The following is a 13,390-nucleotide window of genomic DNA, read 5'->3' on the forward strand; positions in this document are numbered from 1 at the left end:
ACAATTATTTGATCAGGCATAATTATTTCTTTTTCAGATGTTTTGATACCTAATGACCGATCAGAAAGATTCTATTGTTATCCCTTCCCCGACACGACGTAAATTTTTAAAAGCCCTAGGTGGATTATCAGCGTTAAGCGCTATGCCCTCAGCAGCTTTTGCCAATATCCATAAGGCTAAAGACCATTCGTTATCATTGGTAAACCTGCACACTGGCGAAGCTTTAAATAGTACATTTTTCACTGAAGGTAGCTTCCAAAAGGATAGCCTTGGCGCACTTGATCACCTATTGCGCGATCATCGAACAGATCAAGTTCACCCAATGAATCAACAGCTAATGATGTTGCTGCATGATTTGCAACAAACATTTGGTGAGCATAAGCCTATTCACGTTATATCGGCTTACCGCTCTCCTAAAACCAATGCCATGTTGAGCAGCAAAAGCGGAAAAGTAGCTAAGAAAAGCTTGCATATGCAGGGTAAAGCCATTGATATTCGCATTCCGGGTGTCGATGTTAAAGATCTTCAACGTGCTGCATTGAGCATGAAGTCTGGAGGTGTGGGTCTATATACACGCAGTAACTTTGTGCATCTTGATGTAGGCAGAGTAAGGCAGTGGGGATCGTAAAACGATCTCCTAATATTTTTCTTCAGTTGAGAAAGGCTTATTCTGTTTTTTCGGCCTGATCACCTTCAGCTTCTATCTCATTTTTTGGTTTTTCTGGGGCTGAAGGTTTCTTACTGGTACTACCAGAACTATTGTTTGCAGCGACCGGAGGCCTAGGTGGTCGTCTATCCACCCTTAATACATCAGTAGTAACCTCACCTCTAACTTGAGCTTTTTCACCTCTCTGCGGTGGTCGATCACTAAAGTGCCTTACGCCCTCACTGTCTACCCACATGTACATTTCGCCAGCTGAAAGATTAGCTGCGAGTAAAATAAGTCCTGAAGTAAACGCAATCCGCTTTAGCATAGGGAGCCTCCTTTCTACCCAGCATAGCAGTCATTTGTATAAATAACACACAACAGTAATTTGTAGTTTAGAGCACGCATACGGAGAGCACTTCAACCAAGTTACAGTTTTGCTAGCTTAACTCTTCGACGCCACGGTTTGCCAGTTGATCGGCTAGTTCGTTTTCAGGATGACCACTATGCCCCTTTACCCAGCGCCAATCGATTGAATGAGGCTCGGTTGCTTTGTCTAAGCGCTGCCATAAATCTGCATTTTTGACTGGTTTTTTCTGTGAGTTTTTCCAACCACGCTTCTTCCAGCCATCAATCCATTCAGTTATTCCTTGTCTGACATATTGAGAATCAGTGGTAAGCACAACTTCACAAGGGCGATTAAGTGTTTCAAGCGCTTTAATTGCGGCCAATAACTCCATGCGATTATTAGTTGTATCCTGTTCACCACCCCAAAGTTGCTTTTCAGCATCTCCATAACGCATAACGGCACCCCATCCTCCTGGTCCTGGGTTTCCTTTACACGCACCATCAGTGAATATTTCAACGATCTTCACAAACTTTCCTTAATGATTTTCGGGTAGTGGGTTCCGCGACTGGCAGAGTAATAAGCCTTCTTAATCCCCAGCCAGAACGCAATGGAGTCATGCCTGCAATGTCTTTACGCGCCAACATAACTGAAAATGCACCCGTGTGGCCGGGTAAACGCCTTGCAACGCTTTCAACTAGCCTAAAACGGCTTCGCCATTTCGCTTTAGTAAACGGGGCGCGATAATAACCTGAAAGTTGACGCAGTTCAGTTAATTCTAAAAGTTTTAACCAATCAGATAGCCTTTTATGGCTAAGGAATCGACCACTCCAAGGCGGCATATCACTTTTACGCTTTGTCAGTCTATAAAGGCCCCAAGAGCTTACCGGATTGAATCCCACAATTACGACATGCCCACCAGGTCTGAGAATTCTAGAAGCTTCCCTTAAGACTTGATGGGGGGAATCAGTAAAATCTAATGCATGATGGAGAAGCACTACATCAACGCTCTCATGAGCTAAAGGTATCTCAGTATTCTCAGCGACAATGCAATTATCGCCAACACCTAAGCCAAGCTTGGGAATAACAGAGAAACAGTGAGTAACTGGACTACTTTCAAATAAAGTAATCCGACTATCTACTGAAAACTGTACCAAGTGCATGCCAAACAGAGCACCAATTACACGCTCTACAGTATCCCTTTCAGCTTGAAGAAGCTCTTGACCTAATTCGGTATCAAACCAAGCCATAATATGTGGGAGCTGAGTTTCTAAAGAGCGACTCATCTTATTTGCCATAATTTTGTCTAATTAGAACTGGCCCAATGTAATATAAGCAGTATTATATTTCTTTTATAACACTGCAAATGAAGGTTTCCCTTTCACTTGATAGAGGCGGTCAAATGTTTAGCGTTACACCAATTCCTGCTTTCTCTGATAATTATATTTGGCTCCTTAAGCTTCCTGACAGCCAGAAAGTCGCTGTGATCGATCCAGGTGATGCAGCTCCGGTTATCGCATACCTTAATGATAATAGCCTTGAACTCGACACCATATTAATCACACACCACCACTACGATCATACTGACGGAGTAAAAGAACTTACGGACAGATATCAAGTTCCTGTTTATGGGCCTCATAACTCTCCTTTCTCAGGTATAACCAATCCCCTTAAGGAAAACGATACACTTGATCTATGGGGACAAAAGCTCGTCATTAAAGAGATACCTGGACATACACTCGACCATATCAGCTACTTTTCTAGCACCGAGCAACCTCAGTTATTCTGCGGGGATACGCTATTTTTAGCGGGATGCGGGCGTTTGTTTGAAGGCACGCCACAGCAGATGTTAGCAGCGATGAATCATTTCCATTCATTGCCAGATAACACCGAAGTTTACTGCACACATGAATATTCATTGGCCAATCTAGCCTTTGCAGAGGCAGTTGAACCTGACAATTCAGATGTTAAAGATGCGATTAACCAATGCACTTCGCTTCGTAATTCTGATCGCCCAACATTGCCATCATCAATAGCCCAAGAAAAACGTATTAACCCTTTTATGCGTTCAGATCAGACAAGCGTCATTAGTGCTGCGAAGCAATTCACTCATCAAACAGAGTTAGACCAAGAAGCGGTGTTTGCAGCTATAAGGGAATGGAAGAATCAATTTTAATTTGTTGATTTTCTAGCTTTTCTAGAGAACCCTTGACCCCTCAAGGGCCACTGATAGAATGGATCGATTTGGGAACCTCAGAATAAGCCATAGTCGTATAGGACATTGTCTTGTTCGTAGGATCCTCTACCTCCTAAACACCGGAGCACCATGTTTTCATCTTCTAAATCGGTCCTGCTATCTATAGCTGCATGCGTAGTATTAAGCGGTTGCCAATCCGTTACCGAAAAAAACACTATTCCTTCTAATACAGGGATAGATCATCAGCCTTCTCAAGCCAATCACACCTTATCACCTAAAGAGAAGACTGAAGCCATCCCAACGGATTTATGGGAAGTCACACGTACTCACATGCAGATGGATCTGCATTTAGATAACCCAAGAGTTCAAACTCAGCTTAAGTGGTATAAGAAACACCCTAACCATATGGCACGCGTGGTAAAACGTGCAGCTCCTTATTATCACCATATTCTAAACAGTGCGATTGAACGTGGCATCCCCGTCGAATTAGCCCTACTTCCAATTATTGAAAGTGCTTACGATCCATTTGCATACTCTCACGGCCGCGCAGCAGGTCCATGGCAATTCATCCCCTCAACGGGTAAGTATTTCGGCCTAAAGCAAAACTGGTGGTATGACGGACGTCGTGACATTTTGAGTTCAACTGATGCTGCCTATACATACCTACAACAGTTACATAAACGTTTTAATGGTGACTGGCTACTCGCCCTAGCAGCTTACAACGCAGGGGGCGGTAACGTTTCTAAAGCTATAAAACGTAACAAGCGTCAAGATAAGCCAACCGACTATTGGTCTTTAAAACTGCCGAAAGAAACGATGGCTTATGTACCTAAATTCTTAGCTGTCGCTGAGGTCGTAAAAAATTCGGGTCATTACGGCTTAACTTTACAACCAATCCCGAACGAACCACATTTCGCTGCTGTTGAAATAGGTAGCCAGATTGATATTGCCCAAGCTGCCTCTATGGCTGATATCAGCACTAAAGAGATGTACCTTTTGAACCCTGGCTTTAACCGCTGGGCCACTGCGCCAGAAGGGCCGCATCGTTTGTTGGTTCCGGTTGATAACGCCGAGCAATTTACCAAAGCACTCTCCGAGCTACCCAGCGATCAACGCGTTAAGTGGGCACGTTATAAAATTCAATCCGGCGATTCTTTGATCGCTATCGCTAAGAAATATAAGACATCTGTCAGCCTTATCCGCTCGACTAATAAGATCAGCGGCAACAATATCAGAGCAGGCAAAACACTGCTGGTTCCAACAGCAAGTAAACGGGCAACAGAATATGTCCTCAGTCAGCAACAACGTCATGCTGACAGACAGAAAACCATTTCACGTACAACTGATCGCCAACAAAAGCATCACACGGTCCAGTCAGGTGATAGTTTTTGGAGCATTGCCAACCGTTACAACGTCGGTGTACGCCAGTTAGCACGTTGGAACAGCATGGCACCAGGTGACCCATTACGAGTTGGCAAGAAACTAGTTATTTGGAGCAAACCAACACAAACCGCGCTAAATGAAACTGATCGCCAAGTAATCCGCAAAGTAGGTTACAAGGTACGCCAAGGTGATTCGCTTTCTGTTATCGCCAACAAATTTAATGTTAATGTTGCGGATATCTTACGTTGGAACAAGATCAACAAAGCTAAGTATATTCGCCCAGGGCAACATCTGACCTTGTATGTAGATGTTACCCGAGCACACTAATTCAGGACGACTGACTCATGGACGCTACAAGTATTTTTATTATTGTTTTTGCGACAGTCACTGCAATTGCGTTTAAAGTCATTCTTTATAAACGCATTCAAAAGTGGATGGATCAAGACCTAATAAAAGGTCTAGCTGATGGCAATGAGGAAAAACTAACGTTCCTACAACAGCAATATCAGCAACTCGTCGACGCGAAAGTTAAGCGTAAGCATCTCCATAATCAGCTAACTGAATTGTCCGAACAATTTGAACAAAAAAGCTAAGGAACAGTCTTATCAGTGGCTTTTACTGGAACCCAGCAAAGGTCACTGATATAAAAGATAATTTACTTTAAGAAGGAACCTTAGATTGCTTACACTCAAACCTCGTACTTGCTCTTCTCTGCGCAAATTAAGTATTTGGTTGTGCCTTTCCAGTTTCCTTACTCCTGCACCTCTATTGGCAGATGCGGTTACATCAAGCCATGGCATTGCAATGCATGGCGACCTTAAATACCCTGCCAACTTTAAGCACTTTGATTATGTGAACCCTGATGCACCCAAAGGCGGCAAAGCCATTCAATCTGCTTTGGGAACATTTGATAGCTTTAATAACTTCATCGTCAAAGGAACCCCTGCTGACGGGCTTGGCCTCCTATACGATAGTTTACTTGGTAAAGCTCAAGACGAACCTTTTTCCCTATATGGTCTCGTTGCTGAATCACTAGAAGTGCCAGCTGATCGTAGCTGGATTATTTTTAATATACGCCCTGAAGCAAAATTTAGTGACGGCCACCCAATTACTGCAGAAGACGTAGTTTTCAGTTTAGAAACCTTGAGATCTAAAGGCGCACCTTTCTACAAAGCATACTATGCCGACATAGAATCAGTTGAAGCACTTAATCCTCACCGAGTTAAATTTAATTTCCGCAACAACCTTAACCGTGAGTTAGCCCTTATCGTTGGTGAAATTGCAATTTTACCTAAACATTTTTGGCAAGATAGAGATTTCCAAAAACCGAGTTTAGATATTCCGGTTGCCTCTGGTTCATACACGATTGATAGTTTTGATGCCGGACGTAGTATCACCTATAAGCTAAGCCCTGATTACTGGGGTAAAGACCTACCCGTTAATAGAGGTCGTCATAATATTGAATTTCTGACCTACGATTACTACAGGGATAACACGGTAGCAATGGAAGCTTTTAAAGCTGGTGAATACGATTTCCGTCAAGAAAATTCATCAAAGCGCTGGGCTACTAGCTATACAGGGTCTGCAGTAGATTCAGGCAAGATAATTGTCAAAGAGTTAGGTCATGAAAACCCAACAGGTATGCAAGCCTTCGTCCTAAACACTCGACGACCGCAATTTGAAGACCCGCGTGTTAGACAAGCACTAGCGCTAGCATTTGATTTCGAATGGACCAATAGAAACATCTTTTACAACGCCTATACCCGTACCCATAGCTTTTTCTCCAACTCGGAGATGGCCGCTACTAGCCTGCCAACCGAGAAAGAGATCGAGATACTTGAGCCTATTCGTGACCAAATCCCTACCGAGGTATTTACTCAAGTTTATCGTGCTCCTGAAACCAGTGGTAATGGACGAATCTATACCGAGCTGCGTCAAGCTAAACGCCTACTTCAACAAGCCGGATGGATCTTTAAACAAGGTAAGTTAGTCCACAAAGAGACTGGCGAACCACTTAAAATTGAAATGCTGCTTTATTCACCTGCTTTCGAACGAGTAGTCGCTCCCTTTATTCGTAACTTGGAACGATTGGGTATTCGCTCAAGCATTCGTTTAGTTGATGTTTCACAATACATCAGCCGCCTGCGTAAGTATGATTTTGACGTAGTTGTAAGCGGATTTGGTCAATCCTCCTCACCGGGTAATGAACAACGTGATTACTGGCATTCCTCTGGTGCTGATGTTGAAGGCAGCCGTAATCTCATCGGAATCAAAAATCCAGCGGTTGATTACCTAGTTGACCAGCTTATTCAATCCCCTGATCGTGAGCAGTTGGTTTTACGAACTCGTGCCCTTGATCGCGTGCTGCAATGGAATCATTACGTTATCCCTCAATACCATATTAATAAATATAGAGTGGCTTATTGGGATAAATTTGAAATGCCGAGCACTCGCCCTAAATACAATCTAGGTTTTGATACTTGGTGGATCAAACCATCCGAGGACGCTAAATAATGGCTGCGTATATTCTAAGGCGTTTACTTCTGATCATTCCTACCTTGATAGGAATTCTGACGATCAACTTTATCATTGTTCAAGCAGCCCCTGGCGGCCCCGTTGAGCAAACCATTGCTCAATTGGAAGGCATTAATGTCGGTGCGACGGCTCGAGTCAGTGGCGCACAAAATGACCTAACAACCGAAGCAAGCAGCGCGAATGGTGGTGACAGCAGCTATCGTGGTGCGAGAGGCTTAGACCCAGAATTGGTAAAAGAGATCGAAGCGCTATACGGTTTTGATAAACCCGCTCACGAACGCTTTTGGCAGATGCTAAAAAATTACGCCGTTTTCGATTTTGGAAATAGCTTATTTAGTGACAAATCGGTAGTCGATTTAATCATCGAAAAACTACCGGTCTCTATCTCCTTAGGCCTTTGGGCGACATTGATTACTTACGCTGTTTCCATTCCTTTGGGTATACGTAAAGCGGTTAAAGACGGCACCCCTTTTGATATCTGGACCAGTACTGCAATAATCGTTGGCTACGCCATTCCGAACTTCCTATTTGCGATTTTACTGATCGTCATCTTCGCAGGCGGCACTTGGTTAGACTGGTTCCCACTTCGAGGACTGACGTCACCTAACTTTGATGAATTAAGTTTGTGGGGCCAGATTAAAGATTACTTCTGGCACATCACCCTACCAGTTATCGCAACTGTGATCGGCAGCTTTGCGACATTAACGATGCTAACCAAAAATTCATTTTTAGATGAGATCAACAAGCAATATGTGCTTACGGCGCGTGCTAAAGGCCTTTCCGAAAAGAAAGTCCTTTATGGTCACGTCTTCCGTAACGCTATGCTTATCATCATTGCTGGTATGCCTGCAGCGCTTATCTCAATCTTCTTTACCGGCTCTATGCTGATTGAGGTCATCTTCTCCCTTGATGGCATTGGACTGCTAGGTTATGAGGCTGTAATCAACCGTGATTACCCTGTTATCTTTGGCACCCTGTATATCTTCACCCTTATCGGTTTATTACTTAAATTGATCAGTGACATTACTTATGTACTGGTAGACCCAAGAATAGATTTTGAAAGCAGGGAGCTTTAATCATGGGTGTATTAGTTAATAAACTCAGCCCTCTCAATCAGCGCAGGGTCGAAAACTTCCGTAAAAACAAACGCGGCTATTGGTCTTTATGGCTCTTCAGCACGCTATTTTTCCTATCGTTATTTGCAGAGATTATTGCGAATGATGATCCGCTGGTAGTGTCGTATAAGGGCGATCTATATTTCCCGGTCGCTGTGAATTACACCGAACTGACCTTTGGTGGTGAATTTGAAAGCCCTGCGGATTTCAAAGATCCTTACATTCAAGACCTTATACATAATGAAGGACAAGGCTGGATTATCTGGCCGCTGATTAAGTACAACTACAGCACGATCAATTACGATCTTCCCGTACCAGCACCATCACCTCCAACAATGGATAACCTACTAGGTACAGACGATCAGGCTCGTGATGTACTTGCTCGCGTCATATACGGTTTTAGGATCTCAATCCTATTTGCCGTAGTTTTGACTTTAGCGAGCTCTGTTATCGGTGTAGTTGCTGGTGCTATTCAGGGCTACTACGGCGGTAAAGTTGACCTTTTCTTCCAACGCTTTATCGAGATCTGGTCTGGTCTTCCGGTTCTGTTCTTGCTGATCATTTTAGCCAGCATTGTTGAGCCAAATTTCTGGTGGCTATTGGGTATTATGCTTCTGTTCTCTTGGATGCAGCTGGTTGATGTCGTACGTGCCGAATTTTTACGTGGTCGTAATCTCGAATATGTTCGAGCCGCGCGTGCGCTTGGCTTAAATAACCGCATGATCATGTTCCGCCATATTCTTCCTAATGCCATGGTGGCAACACTGACCTTTATGCCATTTATCTTTAATGGATCTGTTGTTACGTTGACCGCTCTGGATTTCTTGGGCTTTGGCCTGCCTCCAGGCAGTCCATCATTGGGTGAATTAGTTGCTCAAGGTAAAACAAACCTTCATGCACCATGGTTAGGTATCACGGCTTTCTGTAGCCTTGCATTGATGCTTACCCTTCTAATCTTTATAGGTGAAGCTGTACGTGACGCCTTCGACCCAAGGAAAGTGTCATGAAGTCTCCGCTATTAAGTGTTCGCAACCTATCCGTCACTTTTGATCAGGGTAGTGAAGCTGCTGTAGAAGCAGTGAAACAAGTTAGCTTTGATATACCGAAGGGTGAAACTCTTGCATTGGTAGGAGAATCAGGTTCTGGCAAATCCGTATCTGCAATGTCAGTTCTGCGTTTACTCCCCTACCCTAAAGCAAGTCACCCTAGCGGTGAAATTCACTATGATGGCCAAGATCTGCTGAGCTATAACGAAAATCAGATGCGCCAGTTACGCGGCGATAAGATCAGCGTTATCTTTCAGGAACCAATGACGTCGCTCAACCCGCTACACACAATTCAGAAACAGATAGGGGAAACTCTACTTCTGCATAGAGGGATGACTGGTAAACAAGCACGATCTCGAATTCTTGAACTACTTGAGTTAGTTGGCATCCCTGAGCCTGAGAAACGCTTAAATAGCTACCCTCATGAACTTTCCGGGGGGCAACGTCAACGTGTAATGATCGCGATGGCACTCGCCAATGATCCTGAACTGCTTATCGCAGACGAGCCAACCACAGCACTTGATGTAACAATTCAGGAACAGATTCTAGAGTTACTAAAGTCTCTGCAAGAAAAACTGGGCATGGCGATTTTGCTGATTACTCATGACCTTAATATTGTTCGTCGTTACGCGCATCATGTCTGTGTTATGTATAAAGGTGAGCAAGTCGAATCGGCTCCAACGGCTCAACTGTTTGCACAACCACAACACCCTTACACACAAACGCTGTTAGATGCGGAACCATCAGGTAATCCTGCTATTGTTCAATGCGAGCAAGAGCGCTTACTAGAAACAGACAAATTAAAAGTCTGGTTCCCTATTACAAAAGGCTTTTTCAAAAAGACCGTAGACCATATTAAAGCGGTAAACAGCATCAACCTTTCTGTTAACCGCGGTGAAACACTTGGCATTGTGGGAGAGTCTGGCTCAGGAAAAACCACATTAGGCCTCGCTATTTTGAAACTACAACGTAGTGAAGGTGAAATTACATTTGATCAGACCGCTCTAGCACCTTTAGATCAAAAAGCGGTTAAACCTTTACGTAAACGGATGCAGATAGTTTTTCAGGATCCGTTCGGCAGCTTGAGTCCGCGCATGTCTATTGCTGAGATCATTGCCGAAGGACTCGATATCCACCAGCCAGAATCTAAAGCTGAGCACGAACAAGCGATCATCGATGTACTACAAGAGGTTGGTATCGACCCTGAAAGTAGACATCGCTATCCGCATGAATTCTCTGGAGGTCAGCGGCAGCGTATCGCCATCGCACGCGCGTTGGTACTGAAGCCTGAACTTATTGTATTAGATGAGCCCACCTCTGCGTTAGATCGCACGGTACAGAAACAAATTGTGGAGCTATTGCGTAACCTTCAGGAAAAATATGGCTTAACTTATCTGTTTATCAGCCATGATTTAGCCGTTGTAAAAGCGCTAAGCCACAAGCTAATAGTGATGCGCCATGGAGATATCGTCGAACAAGGTGATGCCCAACAAATTTTCGCTGCCCCTAAAGCTGAATATACACAACAACTACTGGCAGCTGCATTTAATCAATAAGTCGAGTATGCCTCTCCCACTTTAAGACGAAGCGGTGCTAATTCTTTAGCGCCGTTTCTAGTTCTTTCTATTTACTTTTGTCTGCATCAAGATCAGAGTACGACTATCAGAAAATATAGGATTAATAGTTTCTACAGCTACTAATCCCATATTTTTTGAGGATTAAAACAATGACAAACCCAACGGAGCCACACAAGATTCTTGTGATTGGCGGGGGCGCTGGCGGCCTTGAGCTCGTCACCCAACTAGGCCACCGCTACCGAAAAAATCCCTCAGTTGAAGTAACCCTAGTCGATCAAAAACGTTCTCATATCTGGAAACCTCTTTTACATGAGGTGGCCACGGGTTCGCTTGATCCAAATACAGATGGCGTTGTTTACCATGCTCACGCGGTCAAACACCACTATGAGTTCGAACTAGGTACATTTTGCGGCCTAAATAAAGACACAAAAACCGTCACACTGGCTGAAACAGTCGATGAAGATGGTGTTCAAATACTTCCGGAAAGGCATCTGCAATATGACACCCTTGTTTTAGCGATCGGAAGCGTCAGCAACGATTTCAAAACACCGGGTGTAAAGGATCACTGTTTCTTCCTAGATACGGCTAAACAAGCTGAACGTTTCCATAACGCGCTCATTAACAACTTCATGCGCGTGAACCAGCGTGAAAACGGCGTATTAAATATCGCGATTGTTGGTGCAGGCGCAACGGGTGTTGAGCTTGCAGCTGAGCTTTACAACGTAACCGACATGCTTAAGTCATACGGCCTTCCGAAAATGACGGCTAAACAGCTGAAGGTTACGCTTATCGAAGCTGGTCCACGTATTCTTCCTGCACTGCCTGCTCGTATCTCCGGCTCTGCCCGAGATGAACTAGCAGCTTTGGGTGTAGATGTATGTGAAGATACGTTGATCAAATCAGCGAACGCTAATGGCTTTGAAACGGCTGACGGTTCAGAAATCGAAGCAGATATGATGATCTGGGCCGCTGGCGTTAAGGCACCTGACTTCCTAGCAGATCTTTATGGTTTTGAGTTAACTCGCACGAATCAGATTCTGGTTAAACCTACGCTTCAATCCAGCATCGACGATAGCATTTACGTGATTGGTGATTGCTGTGCTTGTGCGCAGGAAGATGGTAGTTGGGTGCCGCCTCGGGCCCAATCAGCACATCAAATGGCGTCAATCGTTAAGAAAAACATTATTCTTACCGAAAAAGGCAAACCACTTAAAAATTTCGTCTACAAGGACCACGGTTCACTGGTCAACCTTAGCCGTTACAGTACCGTGGGCAGCTTGATGGGCAACCTTTCAAAGAACTCGATGTTTATTGAAGGGAAAATTGCTCGCATCGTTTACGTTTCACTTTATCGTATGCACCAAATTGCTATTCACGGCTTCTTCAAAGCGATGATCGTTTATATTGCTGAGAAGATCGGAAAAGTAGTACGACCGAAGATGAAACTGCACTAAGTTTCTAGATTGGAATAGTACGTTGATTGTTGATCTTAAATCAGCGCACTATTCCCACTCATTTTGATAAGCTACTTCCCTAGTCCAACAATAGTTAGACCCTTCGCTCATCTTTTCTAGTTCCGCTTTTAAAAACTCAGTAAATACTGCCACCTTACGTGGTAGAAAATCCCGCCTAGGATAGAGTAAATACACACCATAGCCTTCTGGCTCAATAGGTGGAAACAACGAGACTAATTCACCTGAGCTTAAGCCATCTTTAAATAGAAAATGAGGCCCCTGCATCACACCGACACCGCTACGACAAAGATCCACCAGCGCCTGACCATCATCAACTACTAAATAGTTTTTGGGATCTAGCTTTTCGGTCTCCCCATCCACTTCAGCCAAAACAGGCATCAACTTACCTGTCTGCTTAAAGCGAAAACGTATCCATCGGTGATTATCAAAATCCTGAAAACTATCGATTTGTCCGCACTTCATAAGGTAGCTTCTTGATGCACAAGTAAGAAAATCCATAGGGCTCAACTTATGCAATACCATACGACTATCAGATACCGTACCTGTTCGGATCGAGAGATCGAATCCCCGTTCGATAATATCGACATATTCATCGGAGAAACTCAATTGCAGACTAATATCCGGATACCGTTCGGTAAATTTACAGAGTAATGGAACAATATATAAACGCCCGTAAGCGACCGGTAAGTTTACCTTTAGAACACCCGTTGCAGACTCATTACCCGATTTAAGACGCTGCTCACACTCATCTAGATCTATGAGTAACGTTCTTACAGTCTCTAGGTATTCCTTTCCCGCATCAGTAATGGTCAGCTTTCGGGTAGAACGATAAAACAGTGTATAGGCTAACTGCTTTTCTAATCGGCTTATCGCCTTGCTTACTGTAGATGCATCCGCACCTAGTACCGCTGCGGCAGCTGCAAATGATCCTTTTTCGCATACGGTAATAAACGTTTTTAATACATTGAATTTATCCATTCATGAAGAATATTCACCAATTAAATTCTGATCAAGATATTTTTCACTTATGAGCTTGATTCTAAAATGGTCGCAATTAACTTTCCGGAGAT

Annotated in this window: 13 protein-coding genes; 9 read left to right on the plus strand and 4 right to left on the minus strand. The window is 43.8% G+C overall.

From position 1 onward, the window contains the following. Window positions 1–52: 52 nt before the first annotated feature. The gene (locus ACMXYP_RS09550; RefSeq protein ID WP_415881408.1) at window positions 53–628 is read left to right on the plus strand and encodes a DUF882 domain-containing protein; all 576 of its coding nucleotides are present in this window, start codon (window positions 53–55) and stop codon (window positions 626–628) included. Between the two features lie 37 nt (window positions 629–665). On the opposite strand, the gene ACMXYP_RS09555 is transcribed toward ACMXYP_RS09550, so the two are convergent. The 3 genes from ACMXYP_RS09555 to ACMXYP_RS09565 form a co-directional block, all read right to left on the minus strand. Further along, a complete protein-coding gene (locus ACMXYP_RS09555; protein ID WP_415881409.1) occupies window positions 666–974 on the minus strand; it encodes a DUF4124 domain-containing protein in 309 nt (102 codons plus the stop codon). Between the two features lie 112 nt (window positions 975–1,086). Continuing rightward, window positions 1,087–1,521: a ribonuclease HI gene (rnhA, locus tag ACMXYP_RS09560; RefSeq protein WP_415881410.1), complete on the minus strand. Its 435-nt coding sequence runs from the start codon at window positions 1,519–1,521 to the stop codon at window positions 1,087–1,089. Further along, window positions 1,508–2,278, minus strand: coding sequence for a class I SAM-dependent methyltransferase (locus ACMXYP_RS09565; RefSeq protein WP_415881411.1), 771 nt, complete (start codon window positions 2,276–2,278; stop codon window positions 1,508–1,510). The genes rnhA and ACMXYP_RS09565 overlap by 14 nt, the downstream gene beginning before the upstream one ends. A 116-nt stretch (window positions 2,279–2,394) precedes the next feature. On the opposite strand from ACMXYP_RS09565, the gene gloB reads away from it, so the two are divergent. The 8 genes from gloB (at window position 2,395) to ACMXYP_RS09605 (ending at window position 12,299) form a co-directional block, all read left to right on the plus strand. Then, entirely contained in the window at window positions 2,395–3,168 is a 774-nt protein-coding gene (gloB, locus tag ACMXYP_RS09570) for a hydroxyacylglutathione hydrolase (protein ID WP_415881412.1), read from the plus strand. 150 nt (window positions 3,169–3,318) lie between these two features. Continuing rightward, window positions 3,319–4,899, plus strand: coding sequence for a LysM peptidoglycan-binding domain-containing protein (locus tag ACMXYP_RS09575; protein WP_415881413.1), 1,581 nt, complete (start codon window positions 3,319–3,321; stop codon window positions 4,897–4,899). Between the two features lie 17 nt (window positions 4,900–4,916). Then, a complete protein-coding gene (locus ACMXYP_RS09580; RefSeq protein ID WP_415881414.1) occupies window positions 4,917–5,165 on the plus strand; it encodes a hypothetical protein in 249 nt (82 codons plus the stop codon). 85 nt (window positions 5,166–5,250) lie between these two features. Then, on the plus strand, window positions 5,251–7,086 hold the full coding sequence (locus ACMXYP_RS09585; protein ID WP_415881415.1) for an extracellular solute-binding protein: 1,836 nt from the start codon (window positions 5,251–5,253) through the stop codon (window positions 7,084–7,086). Next, window positions 7,086–8,183 carry a microcin C ABC transporter permease YejB gene (locus ACMXYP_RS09590; RefSeq protein WP_415881416.1) on the plus strand — a complete coding sequence of 366 codons (1,098 nt, stop codon included), beginning with the start codon at window positions 7,086–7,088 and terminating at the stop codon, window positions 8,181–8,183. The genes ACMXYP_RS09585 and ACMXYP_RS09590 overlap by 1 nt, the downstream gene beginning before the upstream one ends. A 2-nt stretch (window positions 8,184–8,185) precedes the next feature. Next, on the plus strand, window positions 8,186–9,229 hold the full coding sequence (locus ACMXYP_RS09595; RefSeq protein WP_415881417.1) for an ABC transporter permease: 1,044 nt from the start codon (window positions 8,186–8,188) through the stop codon (window positions 9,227–9,229). Beyond that, window positions 9,226–10,824, plus strand: a complete 1,599-nt coding sequence (locus tag ACMXYP_RS09600; protein WP_415881418.1) for an ABC transporter ATP-binding protein — start codon at window positions 9,226–9,228, stop codon at window positions 10,822–10,824. Before ACMXYP_RS09595 ends, ACMXYP_RS09600 begins: the two co-directional genes overlap by 4 nt. Before the next feature lie 170 nt (window positions 10,825–10,994). Beyond that, complete coding sequence (locus ACMXYP_RS09605) at window positions 10,995–12,299, plus strand: NAD(P)/FAD-dependent oxidoreductase (protein ID WP_415881419.1); 1,305 nt, start codon at window positions 10,995–10,997, stop codon at window positions 12,297–12,299. A gap of 48 nt (window positions 12,300–12,347) precedes the next feature. On the opposite strand, the gene ACMXYP_RS09610 is transcribed toward ACMXYP_RS09605, so the two are convergent. Further along, entirely contained in the window at window positions 12,348–13,298 is a 951-nt protein-coding gene (locus tag ACMXYP_RS09610; protein ID WP_415881420.1) for a LysR substrate-binding domain-containing protein, read from the minus strand. Window positions 13,299–13,390: the final 92 nt, after the last annotated feature.

Origin of the sequence: Neptuniibacter sp. QD34_54 (assembly GCF_047778055.1) — a bacterium.
Taxonomy (GTDB): Bacteria; Pseudomonadota; Gammaproteobacteria; order Pseudomonadales; family Balneatricaceae; genus Neptuniibacter.